At 66.4% G+C, this 20,824-nt stretch carries 19 protein-coding genes; 7 read left to right on the forward strand and 12 right to left on the reverse strand.

The window, feature by feature from the left end:
- The first annotated feature begins 88 nt into the window (after positions 1–88).
- The 6 genes from EPL00_RS11620 to EPL00_RS11645 all read left to right on the forward strand — a co-directional run bounded on the left by EPL00_RS11620 (position 89) and on the right by EPL00_RS11645 (position 5,934).
- On the forward strand, positions 89–427 hold the full coding sequence (locus EPL00_RS11620; protein WP_135852556.1) for an ArsR/SmtB family transcription factor: 339 nt from the start codon (positions 89–91) through the stop codon (positions 425–427).
- A gap of 94 nt (positions 428–521) precedes the next feature.
- Complete coding sequence (locus EPL00_RS11625; RefSeq protein WP_135852555.1) at positions 522–803, forward strand: DUF7521 family protein; 282 nt, start codon at positions 522–524, stop codon at positions 801–803.
- Between the two features lie 192 nt (positions 804–995).
- Positions 996–1,589 (forward strand): archaellin/type IV pilin N-terminal domain-containing protein, encoded by a 594-nt coding sequence (locus EPL00_RS11630; protein WP_135852554.1) that lies wholly within the window; start codon positions 996–998, stop codon positions 1,587–1,589.
- Positions 1,590–1,674: 85 nt separating this feature from the next.
- Complete coding sequence (locus EPL00_RS11635) at positions 1,675–2,895, forward strand: HEAT repeat domain-containing protein (RefSeq protein WP_135852553.1); 1,221 nt, start codon at positions 1,675–1,677, stop codon at positions 2,893–2,895.
- A gap of 118 nt (positions 2,896–3,013) precedes the next feature.
- The gene (locus EPL00_RS11640; protein WP_135852552.1) at positions 3,014–4,966 is read left to right on the forward strand and encodes a methyl-accepting chemotaxis protein; all 1,953 of its coding nucleotides are present in this window, start codon (positions 3,014–3,016) and stop codon (positions 4,964–4,966) included.
- A 98-nt stretch (positions 4,967–5,064) separates the two neighbouring features.
- On the forward strand, positions 5,065–5,934 hold the full coding sequence (locus EPL00_RS11645) for a CheF family chemotaxis protein (RefSeq protein ID WP_135852551.1): 870 nt from the start codon (positions 5,065–5,067) through the stop codon (positions 5,932–5,934).
- A gap of 577 nt (positions 5,935–6,511) precedes the next feature.
- On the opposite strand, the gene EPL00_RS11650 is transcribed toward EPL00_RS11645, so the two are convergent.
- The 4 genes from EPL00_RS11650 to EPL00_RS11665 form a co-directional block, all read right to left on the reverse strand.
- A complete protein-coding gene (locus EPL00_RS11650; protein ID WP_135852550.1) occupies positions 6,512–7,483 on the reverse strand; it encodes an NAD-dependent epimerase/dehydratase family protein in 972 nt (323 codons plus the stop codon).
- 77 nt (positions 7,484–7,560) lie between these two features.
- Complete coding sequence (locus tag EPL00_RS11655; RefSeq protein WP_135852549.1) at positions 7,561–9,150, reverse strand: alkaline phosphatase family protein; 1,590 nt, start codon at positions 9,148–9,150, stop codon at positions 7,561–7,563.
- A gap of 158 nt (positions 9,151–9,308) precedes the next feature.
- Positions 9,309–10,775, reverse strand: a complete 1,467-nt coding sequence (locus EPL00_RS11660; RefSeq protein WP_135852548.1) for an oligosaccharide flippase family protein — start codon at positions 10,773–10,775, stop codon at positions 9,309–9,311.
- Between the two features lies 1 nt (position 10,776).
- Positions 10,777–12,582, reverse strand: a complete 1,806-nt coding sequence (locus tag EPL00_RS11665; RefSeq protein WP_135852547.1) for a hypothetical protein — start codon at positions 12,580–12,582, stop codon at positions 10,777–10,779.
- 259 nt (positions 12,583–12,841) lie between these two features.
- On the opposite strand from EPL00_RS11665, the gene EPL00_RS23540 reads away from it, so the two are divergent.
- Positions 12,842–13,006: a DUF7331 family protein gene (locus EPL00_RS23540; RefSeq protein WP_202932607.1), complete on the forward strand. Its 165-nt coding sequence runs from the start codon at positions 12,842–12,844 to the stop codon at positions 13,004–13,006.
- Positions 13,007–13,034: 28 nt separating this feature from the next.
- Here EPL00_RS23540 and EPL00_RS11670 read toward each other — a convergent pair whose 3' ends face one another.
- The 8 genes from EPL00_RS11670 to EPL00_RS11705 form a co-directional block, all read right to left on the reverse strand.
- The gene (locus tag EPL00_RS11670) at positions 13,035–14,123 is read right to left on the reverse strand and encodes a GNAT family N-acetyltransferase (protein ID WP_135852546.1); all 1,089 of its coding nucleotides are present in this window, start codon (positions 14,121–14,123) and stop codon (positions 13,035–13,037) included.
- Between the two features lie 4 nt (positions 14,124–14,127).
- The gene (locus tag EPL00_RS11675; RefSeq protein ID WP_238398182.1) at positions 14,128–15,192 is read right to left on the reverse strand and encodes a polysaccharide deacetylase family protein; all 1,065 of its coding nucleotides are present in this window, start codon (positions 15,190–15,192) and stop codon (positions 14,128–14,130) included.
- Positions 15,185–16,246 carry a non-hydrolyzing UDP-N-acetylglucosamine 2-epimerase gene (gene wecB / locus EPL00_RS11680; RefSeq protein WP_135852545.1) on the reverse strand — a complete coding sequence of 354 codons (1,062 nt, stop codon included), beginning with the start codon at positions 16,244–16,246 and terminating at the stop codon, positions 15,185–15,187. Before wecB ends, EPL00_RS11675 begins: the two co-directional genes overlap by 8 nt.
- Positions 16,243–16,413 (reverse strand): hypothetical protein, encoded by a 171-nt coding sequence (locus EPL00_RS11685; protein ID WP_162224206.1) that lies wholly within the window; start codon positions 16,411–16,413, stop codon positions 16,243–16,245. Before EPL00_RS11685 ends, wecB begins: the two co-directional genes overlap by 4 nt.
- An 83-nt stretch (positions 16,414–16,496) precedes the next feature.
- A complete protein-coding gene (locus EPL00_RS11690; protein WP_135852544.1) occupies positions 16,497–17,846 on the reverse strand; it encodes a nucleotide sugar dehydrogenase in 1,350 nt (449 codons plus the stop codon).
- Positions 17,843–18,856: a Gfo/Idh/MocA family protein gene (locus EPL00_RS11695; protein WP_135853212.1), complete on the reverse strand. Its 1,014-nt coding sequence runs from the start codon at positions 18,854–18,856 to the stop codon at positions 17,843–17,845. The genes EPL00_RS11690 and EPL00_RS11695 overlap by 4 nt, the downstream gene beginning before the upstream one ends.
- A gap of 94 nt (positions 18,857–18,950) precedes the next feature.
- A complete protein-coding gene (locus tag EPL00_RS11700; protein ID WP_135852543.1) occupies positions 18,951–20,036 on the reverse strand; it encodes a DegT/DnrJ/EryC1/StrS family aminotransferase in 1,086 nt (361 codons plus the stop codon).
- Complete coding sequence (locus EPL00_RS11705; protein ID WP_135853211.1) at positions 20,033–20,602, reverse strand: DapH/DapD/GlmU-related protein; 570 nt, start codon at positions 20,600–20,602, stop codon at positions 20,033–20,035. Before EPL00_RS11705 ends, EPL00_RS11700 begins: the two co-directional genes overlap by 4 nt.
- Positions 20,603–20,824: the final 222 nt, after the last annotated feature.

Genomic DNA, 20,824 nt, shown 5'->3' on the forward strand with positions numbered 1-20,824 from the left:
CTTTACTGTTCCGACGCCGACCAGTTCGGTCCCGTTGACGGGTCGCCTACGGTACCTTTTTAACCCACGTTTTCAAACGCGATAACTGATGGAGGCCGTGGAACTGCTCCGGGTACTCGGCAACAAGTACAACGCCGAGATACTCCGCGCCACGAACGAGCCGATGTCGGCGCAGGAACTGAGCGACGAACTCGAAATCCCGATAGCGACTAGTTATCGGCGAATCGAGGAGCTCACCGAGGCCGACTTGCTCGAACTGTCGGGCAGGGAGTTTTCCGACGAAGGGCGGCGGACGAAGGTCTATCGACGCAACGTAGACGCGCTCGAATTCTCCTTCGAGGAGGAGTCCATCGACGTGTCCGTGGACGACCGTCCGGACGTGGACAACTCGCTGGCGGACGTGTGGCGCGACCTGAAAGCCGAATGAGCCGACTCCAGCTCGGAGACCGACGACCGACTTCGCCGCCGATTCGGACACTCCTCGCGGGCGGACGCGGACGGCCTCTCAGTAGAGGAAAACCATGCAAACGATAGAACTGCTGTACGTCGTGTTCAGCGTCACTTTAGCAACTGCCGGTCTCTCGATGGTCGGACTCGCGGTCCGGGCGTACAACCGAACGTCCCGTCAGGCGATGTTCCACCTCTCCATCGGATTCACGCTCATCGTCGCGGCCGCGATAGCGACGACCGTGAGTGCGTTCGCAACCCGCTTCGAACAGACCCGGATGTTGCTGTCGGTCAACTATCTCATCACGACCGTCGGGTATCTGTTCGTCATCTACAGTATCACCGCAAACGAATAATCCGAACGAAGTGACGTTCTCCCGTTCCGACCGTTCGACCGCTATAAACGCCACATATCTGATTTCGTTACTTTCAGCATACCCAATATCAGGTCTGATAATCGCGGCCGTAGATTTATTACGGAGCTTCGTTTCGTTTCGCATAGAGTCCGTAGTCAATGTCACATTGACGTTCGGACAGGACGTGAGAAAATGAAAGAAAAAATCAAAGAGCGGTTAACTGACAGAGGTCAGGTCGGTATCGGTACGCTCATCGTGTTCATCGCGATGGTGCTGGTCGCCGCAATCGCGGCGGGCGTGCTGATCAACACGGCAGGATTCCTCCAGACCAAGTCCGAACAGACTGGTCAGGAGAGCAGCGCACAGGTCTCGAACCGCGTGCAGGTCGTCAGCGCGTTCGGTAACGTCGCCAATGAACAGGTCGAACAAATCAACCTGACGGTCATGCGTGGCTCCGGTTCCGCAGACATTAACCTCTCGGCGGCCACGATAGAGTGGATCGGTCCGAACGAAGCGAGAACGCTCGTTCACAACAGCGAAGAACCCGCGACACTCAACGGAACCGAGTTCAACGTCAGCGCCATCAAGGACCCCGACGACTCCGAACCGGTCCTGAACACGCAGGACGACCGGTTCAAGATTACGATGAAGGCGACCGAAATCGGCGGCGCGCTGGGCGAGGGCGAGGAGGTTAAGCTCAAGCTCACCACCCAGTACGGTGCAGTGACGCTCTACCGCGCGAACGTGCCTCAGTCGCTCTCCCAAGAGAGCGCAGTCACGGTCTAAGCCGCATCGCTCGCCAACTGACCTTCCTCTCGGTTTCGACCGCGTAACACCACGTTTTTTCTCGGACCAATTCCATCGGTCAGTCGTGACTTCGCTGTTCGAACTGGAGAAGACGGGCGACGTGGACCAACTCACCTCGCTGTTGGCCAAGAGCAACAGCGAGCCAGTCCGTCGGCGCGCGGCCGATATCCTCGGCGAAGTGGACGCTCCCGACGAGGAGATCCTCGACCCGCTGGTGACGGCCGTCCAGAACGACGACAGCGAGGCGGTGCGCGCGGCGGCCATCGACGCGCTCGACCAGCGCCACGCCGTCGAACGACTCGTCGCCGCGCTGACCGGCGAGGAGGTGCCGACCGACGGGGCCGAGTGGGCACGGGCCGAGGCGCTGGTCGAGACGCTGTCGGCCGACCAACCCGAACTTCGGATGGCGTCGGCCAACGCCTTGGGTCGCATCGGGAACAAGGCCGGGACGAAGGCGCTAGTCGGGCGGTTGGGCGACCCCGACCCGCGAGTTCGAGCGCGCGCCGGTCGCGCGCTCGGTCGCATCGAGGACCCCCGAGCGGTCGCCGCACTCCAGAAGCGACTGGGCGACGAGAGCGTCGAGGTCCGCCGGGAGGCCGCCGACTCGCTCGGTCGCATCGGCGGCGACGAGGCGCTGTCGGCACTCCTCGGTCTACTGGACGACGACAGCGAGACGGTTCGGCGCATCGCGGCCACCTCGCTGGGCAACTTCGGGAGCGCGAAACCGCTGGACGCGCTGGTGTCGCTCCTCTCCGACGAGAGCGAGACGGTGCGGCGGGCCGCGGTGTTCTCGCTCATCGAACTGCTGTCGAACGCACCGGGCCAGCAGAGCCACGAACTCCGCGAGCGGATGGTCGAGAAACTGAGCGCGACCGACCACCGGAGCGTCGTGGACTCGTTGGTCGATATCTTGGACCAAGGGACCCAAGCCCACCAGCGCCGCAACGCGGCGTGGTTGCTCGGCCGGGTCGCGGGCGACGACAACCGCGAGTCGGCGATTCGGGCGCTGGCGTCCGTATTGGACGACAAGGACGGGATGACCGCGCAGTTCGCCGCGACCAGTATCGCCGAGGTCGGCGGCGAGACCGCCGAGGAGGCCCTACTGGACGTATTGGACGACCCCGAGGCCAGTAGCGACGCGCGGGCGAAAGCGGCGTTCACGCTCGGAAAGGTCGGCGACGAGCGCGCGCGCCGACGCCTCGACGAGATAATCGACGACACCGACGACGAGGACGTTCGGAAGCGCGCGTTCTCCGCGCTGTCGAAACTCGGCGGTCGCGGGTAGTCGAGGCGCGGGGGTTTCCGCCCGCCCTCGGGCGGCCAATCGCCTCGCGTAGCGAGGTTATCGCGCGTGAAATTTGAGTAAAGTTTTATATCCGGTTGGTGTCTCTTTCCGGAATAAGATGGTCCGGGACAGGTTGTTGAAAATTTTAACGAGTTTACGTAATGCGGAGAACAGCGGCGAACACGAGCGAAACGTGACGTTCGACGGCGGGACACAGACCCGAGAGGTCTCCGTCTCGTCGGAGGGAACTGTCACGCGGTCGGACCTCGCCGACACGTATCGAGACGCCGACGTGAGCGACGACCTCCAACAGGCCCACGCGGTCCACCTCGGGCAGGTACTTGACGACCCGACCGCCGCGGCGGGCGACGCCCCCGACCTCGGGCGACGCCACGCGGACTCCTCGGTCTCTCCGGGAACGTTCGCTGGCACCTACGGTGTCGGCGTCGAGCGACTCGTCAGCGAGACGTTCGAGCGACTCGAACACCGACTCGGCGATGGCAACGAAGCGGTCGCCGACGAACTCTCTCGGGCCGAAGACGAACTCCAGTCGGCGCTCTCGGCGACGATGGCCGACATGGAGGCCGGACTCGATGCCTACGAATCCGTCGGGGCCGCGGGCGGGGAAAGCGAGGACGAGGAGGAAGAACTCAACGTGGACGACGACGACCTGCTGGACGGCATCGGCGTCCCGGTGTTCATGCTCGACGTTCAACGCGACGAGGTCGCGGCGTGGAACTCCGCGCTCGAGGACCTGACCGGTGTGGGTTCCGACGAGGCGCTCGGACTGGAAAACGCTAGCGAAGCGTTCTACCCCGACGGTCGCCGCGTACAGACGCTCGCCGACAAGGTGGCCGAGTCGCCCGAGTCGGCCCACACCGAGTTCGACGTGGAGAAAGCCGACACCACGCAGACGCTGTACACCGACGAGGGTGAGATGGTGACCCGCGACGGCGAGGAGCGCAAGATAGAGTTCTCGGCGATGCCACTGTACGACGACGGCGACCTCATCGCGGTGGTCGAGACGGTCCGGGACCGCACCGAGGACATCCACCGCCAAGAGGGTATCACGTCGCTGGTCGAAGAACTCATCGGCACGCTGACCGCGATGGAGATGGGCGACCTCTCTGCCCGCGCCTCCTTCGAGGACGAGTACGGCGTGGTGGACGACTCGCTCATCGAAGTCGTCGATCAGGTCAACGCGATGGCCGAGCGCTTCGAGGCGCTGACCGAGCGCGTCGGCGAGAAGGCCGACGACCTCGAAACGTCGGTCGAACAGGCCGCCGAGTCGGCACAGACGATAGACGAGCGCGTCGATGCCCAGACCGAACAGCTCTCGGAAGTCGCGACCCAGATGGAGAACTTCTCGGCCAGCATGGAGGAGGTCGCGGCCAGTTCCGACGAGGTCGCTTCCGCGGCCGAGGAGGCCAAGGCGTCGGCCGACAGCGGCCTCGAATCCAGTCAGGGCGCGCGCGAGGCCACCGACGAGGTCATCGAGATGAGCGACGACCTCGTGGACACCGTGACCGAACTCGAATCCCAGATGAACGAGATAGAGGACGTGGTCGAGGTCATCGCCGAGGTGGCCGACCAGACCAACCTGCTGGCGCTCAACGCCAACATCGAGGCCGCCCGCGCGGGCGAGGCCGGAAGCGGGTTCGAGGTCGTCGCCGACGAGGTCAAGGAACTGGCCAACGAGACGCGCGAACACACCGAGGAGATAGCCGAGCGCATCGAGGAGATTCAGTCTCAGGCCAACGAGACCGTCGTCGCCGTCGAGGAGTCCAACGAGCAGGTCAAGTACGCTGGCGACGAGATAGAGGACGCGTTGGTCGCGCTCGAAGAGATCGCCGACGCGGTCGAGGAGGCCGCGACCGGCGTGACCGAGGTGGCGCAGGCCAACGACGAGCAGGCCGCCAACGTCGAGCAGGTGATGGCGACCGTCGAGGACGTGCGCGACCAGACCCGGCAGGTCGAGAGCGCGACCGACGACATCGTGACCGCGACCCGCGAGCAGACTCAAGCCATCGACGAACTGTCGGCGCGCGTCGACGACATGCGAAGCGAGTAATCGCTTCGGCCTGCCATGACCGCATTCAACCGCCCTGCCGCGACCGCACTCGACCGCCGCCGACGCGAACCACCGCGCCGAGACCGTAGACACGACTCATGAGCAAGGAAGGCGAGCACAAGATAACGGACACGAAGGGGAAGTTCCTGCAGGTCGTCAAGAACGGCCGCAAACTCAACGACCCCGACTGGACCAGCGGCCGCATTCTGCTGTCGAACAAGCGCATCGTGTTGGCGGGCAATCAGGGCAAGCGGTCGATTCCGCTCTCGAAGGTGGACGGCCTGAAGGGTCGGTACGACGTGAACCAAGCCGTCGCGTCGGTCTCGGACTACCTCAGCGTCGAGTTCGACAACAACGTCCTGTTGCTCGGCACGAGCATCGACATCGACGAGTTCGAGACCGACGTGTACGGGGCCTTGCTCAACCAGAAGATGATTCTGACCAAGCACCCCGCGGTCGAAGGGGGCGTGGTCCAAGACACCGGCTGGGAGAAGGCCCGCATCAAGATAACCGAGGAGATGGTCAACGTCGCCATCGCCTCGGGCACGTTCGTCGGCATCGAACTCGACGACATCGGCGGGGTCGATAGGGCGACTCGGACCGTCAAGGGCGAACAGCGGACCGTCCTCGAAGTCGAACACACGCAGGGCGACACCAGCGTCCAGACGTACATCTCGGGCCAGACCCGGCGGTGTAGCCTGCTGGAGTCGCTCCTGAAGAAGGGCGAGCGCAAGAACGAGGGCGGCGTCGAGTTGGACGAGACCGAGAAGGAGGTCCTGATGGCGCTGTACTCGGGGGTCTCGTCGTTCGAGATTCCGGACTTCCTCGGGATGGACGTGGACGAAGTCGAGCGCATCTTCGAGCGACTCGTCGAGGTGGACGTGCTGGAGGAGGTCCGCAAACGGCGCGAAGTGAGCTTGAAGACTCGCGGGCGCAACATCGCCAGCGAGTCCATCAACGAGAAGTGACGCTACGGACGGGGAAAGGGCGGGCGTTCGCGGTGCTGTTTTCTGTAAATCGGATTCGAAAATTGGCATTCTCCACACCGACTCACCCATACATACTGACACGAAAGACCCCGCAAAACGAGGGAGCGAAACTGAATCGCCCTGAACGTCCCATCTTTCCCAGAGGCGGTTCGTCACCGCCTCCGGTTTTGCCGTAGAGAGTGACCTTACGGTCTACTCTCGCTCAAGTCGCATCAGCGCTACGACGATAGCCGTGAGGCGAAGGACGATTGTCACCGCCCACAGCACCGTCTTTCCGCTGATGCAACCCGCAGTGATGGTTCCAAGCATTTTGCGGGTGGTGTCTGGATGACACCGTTATTGACTATAAAGACTACATATAAGTAATTGTTGATGTGAATCGAGCCAACGATGTCTCTCGGTGTATCTCGAAACGGGTGGAGAAGTCGCACCACCCGCAAGACGCTTGGAACCGTGTAGTGTTTCTCGGTTGGGGATATTAAACGTTATCCGTACTAACTTACGCGAGCAATTACTTACTACATCTCATGCATACAGACTGGTCGAAGAGTACCGATTACCGAAGCCCCCTCGTCTCGGCCAACGCTCGAAGTCCCTCGTCCAGCGGAACCGTCGGTTCGTAGCCCAACTCCTCACGCGCCTTCGAGATGTCGGCCTCGCTGTGGCGGATGTCGCCCGGTCGCGGCTCGACGTGCGTAATCTCGGCGTCGGAGTTCGTCACCTCGACCACCGTCTCGGCGAGTTCGTTGACCGTGACGCTACCGCCCGTGCCGACGTTGAACGGTTCGCCCACGCGGTCGGTCGTCGCCGCCAGCAGGTTCGCCCGAACCACGTCGCGGACGTGGACGAAGTCGCGGGTCTGCTCGCCGTCGCCCTCGACGGTGAGGGGGCCGCCGTCGGCGGCCTGCTGGAAGAAGACGTTGACCACCGCGCTGTACTCGGGGTTCTGGCGCGGGCCGTAGACGTTGAAGTAGCGCAGAGGCACCGTCTCCAACCCGTAGAGGTCGTGGTACCGACGCGCGTAGTGGTCGAGCGAGAGCTTGTCGATACCGTACGGCGAGGTCGGCTCCTTCGGGTCGCCCTCCTCGACCGGCACCGAGTCGGGGTGGCCGTAGACGGCGGCAGACGACGCGAGGACGACACGAGCGTCCTCGTCGCGAGCCTGTTCGAGGAGGGCCACGGTCGCCGCGGCGTTGACCCGGTTGCTCTCGGGCGGGTTCGCGACGGACTCCTCGACCGACACCAGCGCGGCCTCGTGGAACACGAGGTCCGCGCCGTCCATCGCGTCGGTGAGGGTCTCCTCGTCGCAGATGTCGCCCTCCACGAGGTCCGCGCCCGCGGGGACGTGTTCGCGCGTGCCGCCCGAGAGATTATCGAGGATGCGGACCTCGTTGTCCGCGACCAGCGCCTCCGCGAGGTGGCTCCCGACGAAGCCAGCGCCGCCGGTTATCAGCACCGTCCGGTCCGTCAGGTCGGCCGATACTTCGGCGTCGCTCAGGGACGACTCGAAAGTCGAACCGTCGTTCATGCTCGAACCCTCGACGCGGTACGGGAAATATCCGGGGTTTCGGTCGCTCTCGTCGGTCGAGTCACGTCTCGACCACCCTAATCCATGTAGCCCAGTCCCTTGAGACGGGACTCGACTTCGTCGTAGTCGGCGTCGTGGGCCGCCGAGGAGTCCCGTTCGTCGAGCGCGCGCTCGACCACGTCGCGGCGCGCGGCGTCGGCGTCGGGGTCGAACACCTCCGAGAGGACCCGGCCGTCGGCGGCTTCGGGGACGGCCTCGCCCACGCTGTGAAGGAGGGTCGGCGCGACATCGGCGACCGTCGCCTCCTCGGGCGCGCTCCCGGCCTCGACGGACGGACCCCACGCGAGGAAGATGCCCTCCGAGCGGTGGGTCGCGTTCATGTCGCTGTCGGTGAACACCGACCCCGACAGGGAGTTCCCGTTCAGGTACCCCTCTTTCACCCGGCCGCGGACCACGAGGTCGGGCGAGTCGTCGTCGGTCTCGAACACCTCGTCGCCGTCGTAGACGTTCAGGACGCGCTGGCCGGTCTCGGGGTCTTCGAGTCCTTCGAGCGCGTCCCGAACCTCGGCTTTGACCGCGGGGATTTGGTCGGGCGCGACGATGCCCTGCTCGAACCGCTCGGCGTCGTTGACGTAGAGGCTCCCCTCGCCGTGGGTGAACGCGACCGTCTCGGTGAAGTCCACGTCGTAGAGCGCGTGACTGCCGGGAACTTGCGACGCGACGGACTCGATAACCGATTCGGGAAGGCGCTGGTAGAGGTCCTCGATGGTGATTCCCGCCGTCCCGAGGAGCGTCTCGACGCGCTCTTTCGTCAGGCCGAGGCGTTCGAGCGCGCCGCGGCCCGACCCGGTCTTCCGGGTGAGATACCCCTCGCGTTCGAGGAGCGTGTTCGTGTGGACGTAGGTGTCGATGGGACCGAACCCGTGGTCCGAGACGACGAAGAGGTTCGCGCCGTGGCGCTCGACGTAGTCCAGCACGTCGCCCAACGCGTCGTCCAACTCTCGGTAGTGGTCGAGGAGAACGTCTCGGTCCCAGACGAGGTGCTGGATGCGGTCGGGCGCGGTGAAGACGAAGAAGAAGAGTCGCCAGTCTTCGACCGTCATCTGCTTTTCGAGGAGTCCGCGCTGGCTGGCGACCAGCGTCTCGAAGTCTTCGAGGAACCCCTCACGGTCGTCGTGGTACTCGTCCCACGGGAGGCCGATCTGGTAGTCCGGCATCTCGTCTAAAATCTCGTCGGCGAGTTCCGGTGGGGAGGTGAAGCCGCCGTCGAATCCGGGCGTCATCATCCCCGTGACCATCTGGCCGTCGATGTCGTCGGCGGGGTAGGTCATCGGGACGTTGCCGACGACCGCCGGGGAGAGAACGTCCCAGAGTTCCGGCCGCGCGAGGTCGTGGCTGGTGTTCATCTCGTTGGTGTAGTCCGACTGCACCTCGTGGAAGGCGTAGACGCCGTGTTTGTCGGGCCACGTCCCCGTGGCGATGGTCGGCCACGCCAGCGCGGTCGTCGGGGGCTTCGTGCTTTCGAGCGGCCCGGCCGCTCCCTCCTCGACGAGGCGAGCGAAGTTCGGTAGCTCGCCCGCTTCTATCCAGTCTTCGAGGAGATACCACGGTACGCCGTCGAGTCCGAGAACGAACGCCTTGTCCGGGTCTGTTGATTTCGCCGACATAATTTGTAGGTGCGGGTCTCGCCCGCTTCGTGGTGGTTCGCAGGCCCGGAACGGCCTTTGTTATACCCCGTCTGCCCGCGATTACGAGGCGTCTGTGCGGGTGTAGGCGGCGCGTTCGACGTTACGGACGCCGTCGGAAACCGAGCGAAATCGCACTCTCACGAGAGTACCGAGACGACTCGCTTGGGGTCGAGGAGGCCGCCCGCGACCGAGAGGGCGGCCCACACTGCGATACCGACGAGGACCGACCCGGCCACCGCGACGACGCCGGAGGTCGCGTTCAGCGCGGCGTAGACCGCGACCGACATGGCTCCCGCGACCGCGCCGACCGCCGCGAGGTGGCGGGCGAGTCGGCGGACCGACAGCGAGAGTTCCGAGTGGATGACGGCCACGTTGACCACGGTGTAGCCGCCGAAGGTGACGACGGTGGCGGCCGCGGCCCCGACGACGCCGAACCGCGGAATCATCACGAGGTTGAGCAGGAAGTTCCCGATGGAGGTCGCGCCCTTGGCGTAGGCCCGAGACCGGGCGCGGCCGAGGTAGTCCAGCGCGTCGCTGGTGACGAACGCGATGGCCTGCAGGACGACGTACCCCGAGAACACCTGCAAGACCGGCGCGGCCGGTCCCATGTCGGAGCCGAAGATGAGGGTGATGGTCGGCTCGGCGACGAGGACGATTCCGGCCGCGGCGGGCACGTAGAGCAGGAGGGTGTACTTCAAGGTCGTCTCGTAGATGCGGGCCGCGCTCTCGGCGTCGCCGTCGGCCTTGTGTTCGCCGTAGGTCGGCGAGAGGGTGAACCCCAGCGACGCCGCGGGCGTCTGGACGAACCCGACGATCTGCTTGGCGAGGTAGTAGTAACCGACCGCGACCGGGCCGATGAAGTAGCCCACGAGAATCGTATCGACGCGCTTGTCGATGACGTTCGCGCCCCGAGTCACGGTCAGCGGGACGCTGTAGCGAAGGACCTTCCGCGCCAGTCCGTCTTCCGGGGCCTCGGCGCGCTCGGCGTCGCGGAGCGCCACGACGTAGAGGAGGCCGAGGCCGAGCGCGGCACCGATGCCGTAGCCGACGATGTAGCCGGTCAGCGCCCCCATCGCGCCGCCGAAGACGACGACGAACAGGACCGTCAGCCCGAGCCGCGAGACGGTGCCGACCGTCCGGATGGCACTGCTGTAGGTCACGCGGTTGAACCCTTGGAAGAGTATCTGGCTGAACGTGAAAAGCGAGTGGACCACGACGTAGCCCGCGCCGACCACGAGGAGCGGCGCGATGTCCGGTTGGCCGATGAGGTCGGCGACCAGTCCGCCGAAGAGTGCGAACCCTCCGGCGACCAGCGCGGCCGCCGCGACGCGGTAGACGAGCGCGGCCCGGACGACGTAGGGCACTTGGCCGGGGTCGTTCTCGCGGTACTCCGTGACGTAGCGCGCGGCTGCCTTCCCGATGCCGAGGTCGCCGAGCAGTTGCGCGACGCCGAGGACCGCCACCGCCGACCCGAGCATGCCGTACTGGCGACTCGACAGCAGGTAGCGCACGAGGACGACCATCAGCAGGCCGCTGGCGACCATGTGGAGCAGTCGCGCGCCGAACGTCGCCTTCAGCCCGCGAGAGATGCGTTCGAGGTTCATGTTATCTCGTCTCGTTTATCTGGTACATTTGGAAGCCGCCGTTGGCCTGCACGCGGTTCAGTCCGGGCGCGGCGTCGAGCGACCGGAATCCGGCCCGGTCGAAGCGCAACTGGTCGTACACCCGAACCTCCTGTTGGCGCGCCCGGTCGGTGAACGCCAGATACCGGTCGCCGTAGTGGCGCGCGACGTAACTCCCCGTGAAGTTCTCGCCGGTCGCGGGGTGGGTCTCGGAGGCGTAGAGACTTCCCGCGCCGAGCGACCGCCTGCGACTCTCGTCGTAGCCGAGTATCCCGTCGGTCCAACGCTCGCCTGCGCCTCTGATGCCGACGAACGGCGACGACCCGCGATGCTCGACCGCGGTCTCGTAGCCGGTCATCTGGGCCTCGCTGACGTGGCTCGAACTCTGGTACATGTACGGCGACTGGTACACCGTCGGCACCGACGCCGCGAGCATGAGGACGAAGGCGACCCCGACCAGCGTCAGGGCGCTCCCCGACGACAGCGAGGTCCGCGTCGAGAGCAGGTCGAGTCCGCGGGCCAGCGCGACCGCCCCGAGAATCGTCACCAACACCATGATGAAGCCCAACTGCCGGAAGTGAAGCTTCTCGTAGCTGACGACGAAGTAGGCCGTGAACAGTCCGAACAGCGGAATCAGTGCCAATCCAAAGTACCGCGAGAACGCCATCAGGTTCGACTCCTCGACGCGCCCGAGGAAGCCACCGAGGACCAGCAGACCCGCGAGCGCGCAGAACACCACGCTGACCGAGAACAGTTTCAGGAACAGCACCTCGATTGAGCCGCCGACCGAGGCGACCGACCCGGCGGCCTGCGTGGTCTCGGTCCCCAACTGGAGGCCGCTGGACAGCATGGTCACCAGCGCGGAACTGGCTCCCGACGCGCGCTCGTGGCGAGGAGTCCACACCGCGAACACGCCCGCGAGGAGGACCGCTTGGAGCGCGAACGTCCGGTGGCCGGTCTCGGCGGACCCCGCGAAGCGAGCGACCAGTTGGAACCCGACGATGGCGACGAAGACCACGAGGACGTTCGCGGCCTGCTGGGGGTGGACCAGCACGACCGCCGTCGAGGCCACCGCCAGTAGCGCGCCGGTCGGGGTCCCGACCAACTGCTCGTCGCGGTCGGCCCGCGTCAGGTAGCGCGCCACCAGATAGAGGACCAGCGGCAGGAACATGATGGCCTGCGTGGTCGGGTGGGGCATGTCGAAGACGCTGATGTTGTTCACCGGCATGAACAGCAGTCCCGACAGCGCCGCGAGCGCGGTCGCGCGCCGGTCGTGCGTGATGGCCCACGTCGCCAGCGGGAGGAAGAGGAGGAAGGTAGCGGTGAACGCCATCACCATGACGAGCATCGCGCGGGCGAGTTCCATCCCGGTCGCGTCGGCCAGCAGGACCGTGACGGAGTGGGTCGCGGGGTACAGCAGGTCCACGACCGGCAACTCGCCCGAGGAGATATCCTTGGCCCACCCGAGGTGGGTCAGCGAGTCGCCCGCGCCGAAGAAGTAGTACGACCGCAGGACCGGGAGCGACGCCACCGCGAGCATCCCAATACCACCGAGGAGTAACCCCAGTCGCCGGGGCATGCCGGTCGCTCGCAGTCCGACGAACACCGCGACGACGAGCGCCGCGGCGGTTCCGAGCCAGAACGCCAGCGGGGTGCCAGCGTATATCGAGAGTTCGTACGCCTCGGGCGGGGAGCTGTGCGCGGCGAGTATCGCCGCCGCGAGCGCGACGAACCCGACCAGAAGCGCGCCTCTTGCCCATCGCTGAGACGAATTCGTGTCCGAAGCCATGTGTAATCAGGCCGCGCCCAGACGGACGCGTCGTTACTCCACACTCCCCGCGTTTGGGCTTTGTTATGGGCCGCCTGTGGGGTCGTAGGCGACGAAAACCCGCGGACGGCCCGGCGTTCACGAGAATCCGCGCCCCGGCCGACTGCCCGGTTCCTTTCGGTCCACCGGGTTACTGGAAGGTTTGCTAACCCTTATCACCGTACGACACCGAGTAACTGATAGAAACCCACTAACGGAGCGGAAGTGGGCGACCACACCAATGACCGAAAAATACGACAGCGCGAACGACCGCGACGACGACCGGGAGACCGACCGATACGCCGCCTTCAGCGACGGCGCTGGCGAAGTCGTCGTCTACGACACGACGAACAACGCGGCGTGGATGAAGTCCGACGCGGCGGTCGCCGTCGAAGAGATGGTCTGATTCTTCCCAGAAAAGGCGGCAACGCCGTCTACTGCACCAGTTTGTACGCGCGCTTGGCGACGTTCATCGCCGCGCCGCCCGACTCCACGACGTAGTACGGCTGGAGGTCCGCGCCGAACTTCGCCTTGTACCGACAGAGCCGCTCGGTGTTCGCGCCCATCAGGTCGTACTGCGTGACCGACTCGACCGGCGGCTCCTCGACGATATCCTCGACGAGTCGCCAGTGGATGAGGCTATTGACCGCGGTACCCTCGTAGATGGCCTTCGCGCCGCCCTGCCAGAAGTAGGCGTGGTCGTTGGAGTAGAGCGCGGTGATGCCCGAGAGGTACTCGCCGTCGCCGTCGCGGGCGACGTAGGCCCGCGCGCGGTTCTCCTCGCTCAGCGCCTCGAAGAGGTCCCGGACGTAGGCCCACGTCAGCCCGAACGGTTCGTCCTGCTCGGCGAAGCGCGCCTTCGTCGCCCGGTAGATGTCGCGGGCACCCGAGACGCCCTCACACTCGACGGTCACGTCTAGCTCCTCGGCGTCGCCGATTTCGCGCCGGAGGCTCTTCGAGAAGGACTTGCGGACCTCGTCGGTCCCGCGGTCTTCGAGGTCGAGGAAGTACGTGAAGTTGGGTTCGACCTGAAGGTTGCCCCACGCATACGGCCGGGGGTCGCCGTAGGCGGTGTTGCACTCCATCCGGAAGAGGGTCAACCGCGAGTCCACGTCGAGGGTGTCCAGCACGCGCTCGGCGGCGGGTGACTCGACGCCCGCGTCGGCGAGTCGCCGGTCCAAGTCGAGGTCGGTGCCGACCTGCTGAAGGACCTCCTCGGTGAACTCGTTGTTGACTTTCTCCTGTTTGCGTCGCTTGGGGCTGGTCGGCATCAAAATCGGCCCGAGACGGGGAATCCCCATGCTCGGCGGCGGCGACGTGACCGCGGTGCCCACGGACTTCTGCTGGACGAAGACGGGCAACAGCGCGATGGGCTGTTGGCCCTTGAACCCGCCGAACAGCTTCATCTCGGCGTCCGTGTGCCTATCGACCACCTCCAGTGCCTCCGGGCGGTGGAACACTTCGAATCCGTCGCTCGGTAGTGCCGACTCCCACTCCGACAGTTCGAGTTGCTCGACTCTCATCCTGTTACTCCGTCTTGGACCTCGTTTTCACTTTGTTATCCTCCGCCTGCGGGGACTGTAGGGCCGCCCTGTGGCGGTTCTCGTCCTCGCCGCCGACTTCGCTATCGCTCGCGCGTTCGCCGTCGGGGTGGGCCATCATCTCGTAGTACTCCTGCGGCGGCCCGACCCACGCGCCCATCTCCAGCGCGCGTTCGACCAGTCGCCGGTAGAGTCGTCGGTAGCCGGGAAAATCGCGCTCGGTGAACAGCCGCGGGTGCCAGAGCGCCGACATCACCGCGCCGTTCTCCGCGGCCTCCGCCAGCAGGGACTCGCACTCGGCCCACGCCGCCCCGAAGTCGTCGCCGGGGTCGGGGAGCGCGGCCTCCATCACGGTCAGCGGGAAGACGACGAACTCGTCGCCGAAGGGACGCGACGGCAGGTAGCCGCGGTCGAAGCCGGTCGTCTCGCTCGACCCCGGACTGGCGTCGTAGCACAGGCCGATGTCGCGGTGGTGGCTCCACGTCTCTGGCGCGCGGTTCAGGTGGTGTTGGCGACCGCCCACGACCTCCTCGCCGAGGGCCGATTCGAGCGTCGCCTTCTCCATCCGGAGGCGGTCGGGGTCGTCGTAGGAGTCGTACGAGCCGTGGAGGCCGACCTCCCACCCGCCCTCGCGGAGTCGGTCCAGCAGGTCCAGCATCTCGGGAGTCTCCAGTTCGTAGCGCCCGAACTGCTCTATCCAGTAGAAGGGGTCGAGCCAATCGCCCGGCGGCCGCTCCAAGAGGTGTTTCTCCCGTAGGAAGTAGAACGCCGACCTGACTCCGAGCGACTCCTCCAACGCCATCATGTCTTCGAACTGCCACCATGGGTTCCGGCCGGGCAGGAGGTCCAGCAACTGCCGGGGGTCCCGATGCTCGATTGCGTGGTACGCCGACTGAATCGTCTTGTAGGGCCGGTCTACGTCGTGGGTCAGCAGGAGCGCGAACTCGCTGTCTGCGACCGCCTCGGGGTCGCCCGTCACGCGTGGGTCGGCCGACGCGCCGCCGTCGCGGTCCTCGTTCCGCCCGGTCGCCGAGTCGCCGTCGTCAGGCATCGTCCAACAGGTCGGTGATTCTGGCCGCGGCGTCGCCGTCGCCGTACGGCCGGGGCTTCTCGCTCGGCGGGTCGGCGTCGTCCAGCGCCCGGCGGATGGCCGTCTCGTTCGCGCCGACCAACTCGTTGTATCCGGCCTCGACGGTCTCGCGCCACTCGGTCTCCTCGCGCATCGTCACGCAGGGCGTGTCGAGGAAGAACGCCTCCTTCTGGACGCCCCCCGAGTCGGTCGCCACCACGTCCGCACAGTCCTGTAGTCGCACGAAATCGAGGTAGCCCACCGGCTCGACCAGCGTCAGTCGCTCGCGGGCCTCGTCGTACATTTCGTATTCCTGCATACGGTTTATCGTCCGCGGATGGGCGGGGAAGACGACCTCGCGGGGGTCGCCCGCGAGCGCGTCGAGGAGGGCCGCCAGTCTGTCGGGGTCGTCGGTGTTCGCGGCGCGGTGGACCGTCGCCAGCACGTACTCGCCCGATTCGACGCCGAACTCCGACAGAATCTCGGAGTGGTCCGCGGCGCGCTCGCGCGCCCACAGCACGGCGTCGTACATCACGTCGCCCGTGTCGTGGACCGCACCGGGGACCGACTCCTCGCGGAGGTTCGCCACTGCGCGCCGAGAGGGCGCAAAGAGGAGGTCCGCGGCGTGGTCGGTCAGCACACGGTTTATCTCCTCGGGCATCTCGCGGTTGTAGCTCCGAAGTCCGGCCTCGACGTGCGCGAGTCGGGTGTCGGCCTTCGAGGCGGCGATGGCCGCCGCGAGCGTGGAGTTGGTGTCGCCGTAGACCAGCACCGCGTCCGGTTCTTCGGCTTCTATCTTCTCGCCCAACCCGGCCAGCATCTCGGCGGTCTGGTCGCTGTGGTTCGAGGAGCCGACGCCCAAGTTGTCGTCCGGTTCAGGGATGCCCAACTCGTCGAAGAACACGTCGGACATCTCCTCGTCGTAGTGCTGTCCGGTGTGAATCAGCACCTCGTCGTGGCGACGCCGGAGTTCCCGCGAGACGGCGGCGGCCTTGACGAACTGGGGCCGCGCGCCGACGACGGTGAGGACCTTCATGTCGGGTCCTCCTCGTCGGGGTCCGCGACGCGAATCGGTTCGCTCTCTGCGGCGTCGAGGGCCGCGGTGAGCGTCCGGGAGAGTCGTTCGAACGGCGTCGTCGCGTGAGGGTGGCCGGTCGGTCGGTCGCTTCCGGAAAGCGTTAAACCTGTTTTAGCAATATCCATGATGTTTTAGAACACCTCGATGTTTCTCCGTGGTCGTGAGCCGGTGCGTCGTCTCGTCGCGCGGTCCGAGTCTCCCCGCATCGCTACCCGCTCCCGATGGTGTAGACGCGGTGGTCGGTCTCCGCGAGGTCGAGGCTCTGGCGGCCGTCCACGACCGCGAGCGGGTCGAACCGCTCCCACTCGATTGCGTCGAACTCGCTATGCGGCGTCACCAGCACTATCGCGTCGAGGTCGCGCTCGTAAAGCGCATCTTGCGATATCTTTTCGAGGTCGAACTCCTCGGCGTCGTCCAGCATCGGGTCCACGCCCAGCACCGTCGCGCCGAGGTTCGAGAGTCGTTCCGCGATTGGTTCGGCGGGCGTCGCGCGGGTCTCCTCGACGCCCGGCCGGTAGGTCAGCCCGAGGAGCGCCACGGTGGTCTCGTCGGGGGACTTCCCCTCGGCGTCGAGTTCGCGGGCCAGCGTCTCGACGGTGAACTCCGGCATCGAGTCGTTGACCTCGCGGGCGGTTTCGAGCAGCGGCGAGTCGGTCTCGAAGCCGTTGATGACGAAGTACGGGTAGTAGGGGATGCAGTGGCCGCCCACGCCCGGACCGGGCGCGTGAATCTCACAGAACGGCTGGGTGTTCGCCGTCTCGATGGCCTCGTTCACGTCGATGCCCAACTCGTCGGTGAGCGTGGCGAGTTCGTTGGCTAAGGCGATGTTCACGTCGCGGTAGAGACCCTCGAAGACCTTCACTGCCTCCGCGGTGGTCGCGTCCGAGACGGCGAGTACGTCGTGTTGGGTGATTTCGCCGTAGACGAGTTCGGCGGCTCGGGTGGCCTCGTCGTCGGTGCCGCCGACGACCTTCGGGTACGCGCCGCGGATGTCTTCGAGCGCCCGCCCGCTGGAGGTCCGCTCGGGGCAGAACGCCAGTCCGAACTCGTCGTGTCCGGCGGCGTCTTCGAGGAGCGGTTCGAGCAGGTCCTCGCAGGTCCGGGGCGGGACCGTACACTCCACGACCACGAGGTCGCCGGGGTCCAGCCCCGTCGCTATCTCCTCGGCGACCGACCGCAGGATGGAGAGGTCGGCCTCCTTCTCGTCGGTGATGGGCGTCGGCACGATGACGACGTGGACCGCGGCGTCGGCCGCGGCCTCGGCGGGGTCGTCGGTCGCCTCGAACGCGCCGCGCTCGACCGTCTCGGCGACGAGTTCCGGCAGGCCGGGTTCGCGCTTGACGGGACACTTCCCGGCGTTTATCGTCTCGACGACCTCCGGGTCCACGTCCGCGCCGACGACGTTCCCGCAGGTGTCGGCGTACACCGCCGCCAGCGGCAGGCCCATCTTGCCGAGGCCGTACACCGCGACCGGGACGTTTCCGGCGAGGAACTCCTCGCGCTGGTCGGTCTCCGGGGCGTCGGTGCCGTACAGTTTCGTGACTTCGTGCAGGCTCACCGGGCGCTCACCTCCGGCTCGGAGCGGTCGTCGGCGGTGGTCGCGGCCGCCTCGTGAATCTCGCGCGCGACTTCGAGGACCCGCAGGCCGTCCTCGCCCGAGACCACCGGGTCGCCGTCGCCGGTCGCGGCCGCGACGAACGCCTCCAACTCGTTTTTGAGCGGTTCGCCGGTCTGGACGGTCGGTCGCTCCACGATGCTCTCGTGGCGGTAGCGCACGTCGCCGTTGTCCTCGATGTACTCCGGGAGCGAGTGGCGGTGAATCTCGACCGACCGGTCGATGTAATCGACGTTGACCCGACAGCTCTCGGCCGTGATGGCCAGCTTCCGGACGCGCTGTTGGGTGACTCTGCTCGCGGTCAGCGAGGCGACGGTCCCGTCGGCGAACGTCAGGTCCGCTGTCGCGTACTGGTTGTTCCTCGCGCCGTGGGCGGTGACGCTCTCGGGCGACTCGCCGAGCATCGCCAGCACCACGTCGATGTCGTGAATCATCAGGTCCAGCACCGCGCTCTCGTCCACCTCTCGGCCTTCCGGCGGCGGGCCGAGTCGCTGGGCGTCCACCGCGATTACGTCCAAGTCGGCAACGATGTCGGCCAGCGCCCGAATCGCGGGGTTGAACCGCTCGACGTGGCCGACCTGAATCGTCACGCCCGCGTCGGCCGCGCGGTCGATGAGTTCCCGGCCGACCTCGGGGTCGTCCACGAAGGGCTTCTCGACCAGCACGTCCACGCCGCGGTCGATGCAGTCGCGGGCCATCTCGGCGTGGAACTGGGTCGGCACCGCGACGGAGGCCACGTCGGCCGCGTCGAGGAGGGCGTCCAGTTCCAACGCCGTCGCCCCGTGGTCGGCGGCGACCTCGCGGGCCTGCTCGTCGTCAACGTCGAAGACGCCGACGAGGTTCACGGTCGGCAGTTCGCTGTACACGCGAGCGTGGTGGCGACCCATGCTCCCGACGCCGATTACCGCGGCGTTCGTCACGTCGTCGGGCACGTCGGTCGCGGTGTCGGTCATACTACTTGTCGTGTCGGTCACGTCACTCGTCGCGTCGGCCGCGTCGCTGGCGGCGTCGGTCGCGGTACTCGGTTCGTCGTGGTCGTCGGGAGGGTCAGCGTTCATACTCTTGAATCGCGGAGACGATGGTTCGGAGGTCCTGTTCGGAGACGTTCGGATGCACCGGGAGCGACAGCGCCTCGGCGGCGGCGCGCTCGGCGACCGGCGCGTCGTGGCTCACGGCCTCGTAGGCCGGTTGTTCGTGGATGGGCGTCGGGTAGTAGACGCCGGTGCCGACGCCCACCTCGTCCAAATAGTCGGCCAGTCCCTCGCGGTCGTCGGTCCGAATCGTGTACTGGTGGTAGACGTGGGTTCGGCCGTCGGGTTCGGTGGGCGTCGCCACGTCGGCGTCGGCCAGTGAGTCGGTGAGGTAGGCGGCGTTCGACCGCCGGGCCTCGTTGTAGTCCGACAGCCGGTCCAACTGGACCCGACCGATGGCGGCCGCGATGGAGGTCAGCCGGAAGTTGTGTCCGACTCGGACGTGGCGGTACCCGCCCTCGGGCGGGCGACCGTGGTTGACGAAACTCGCGGCTCGTTCGGCCACGTCGTCGCGTCGGGTCGTGACCATCCCGCCCTCGCCGGTGGTCATGTTCTTCGTCGGGTACAGCGAGAAGCAGGCCGCGTCGCCGAGCGACCCCACCTTCAGCCCGTGGTACTCCGCGCCGTGAGCCTGCGCGGCGTCCTCGATTATCGCGAGGTCGTAGTCGTCGGCGATGTCCAGCAGGGCGTCCATCTCGGCTGGAAGCCCGTAGAGGTGGACCGGGAGAATCGCGGCCACGTCGTCGCGCTCGCGGACGACCTCCTCGACCGCCACCGGGTCGAGGTTGTACGTCTCGGGGTCGATGTCGGCGAAGACCGGTTCGGCCCCGGCGAGTCGAATCGCGTTCGCGCTGGCGACGAACGAGAACGGCGTCGTCACCACCGCGTCGCCCTCTCCGACGCCCAGCGCCTCGAAGGCGGTGTGGAGCGCGGTCGTCCCGTTGCTCGTGGCGACGCCGTGGTCGGCCTCGCACATCGCCGCGAACTCGTCTTCGAAGGCCCGGACCTCCGGCCCGTCGGCGATGTGGCCCGACTCCATGACCTCCCGGACGCGTTCTATCTCGCGCTCGCCCATCTCGGGGTCGGCGATGGGGACGCTCATGCTATCTCGTTGCCCCCTCGCAACTCATCGGGCAGGTCCCGGAACTGGGCGGGCGCGCCCACCGCCAGCGTCTCCGGGGGCACGTCCTCGGTCACGACCGCTCCGGCCGCGACGAACGAGCCTTCGCCGACGGTGACGCCGGGCAACAGGGTCGCGTTCGCGCCGACCGACACGTGGTCTTCCAGCGTCGGGCCGTCGAGGTCGTACTCCTCGCGGATGGGGTAGGCGTCGTTGGTCAACACCGCGTTCGGTCCGACGAACACCTCGTCGCCGATGGTCGTGTTCGTCGGCACGTAGACGCCCGTCTGGAGACTGACGTGCGACCCGACGGTCGTGGTCCCGTCGATGACGGTGTTCGTGCCGACCACCACGTCGTCGCCGACGGCGGTCTCCTCGCGCACCAGCACGCCGTGGCCGGTGGTGAAGTCGTCGCCGATTACCACGTCGGCGTAGACGATGCTCCCCGAGCGAATCGTCGCCCGGTCGCCGATGCGCGGTGGGTCGGCCTCCTCGCGGTGGCGGTGGCCGACCGTGGCGTTCGGCGAGACGGTACACTCCTCGCCCAACTCGGGAACGAGTCGCTCCTCGCACTCGTCCCGAGCGTCGGCCTTAGCCACGCTGGCTCACCCCCTTCGCGGAGCGCGAGTCCAACGTATCGTTCGGAGTCAGTAACGGAATCATATGTCAATCAGTCGATTGCCCGGTCGTATCGCCGGACGGCGCGCCGGGCGTTATCGAGTCAATGACCTGTATCCGCCTTTGTTATACGGAGCCTTGAAGTCGGGTAG

Origin of the sequence: Halorussus salinus, from assembly GCF_004765815.2 — an archaeon.
In the GTDB taxonomy this organism is placed as follows: Archaea; Halobacteriota; Halobacteria; order Halobacteriales; family Haladaptataceae; genus Halorussus; species Halorussus salinus.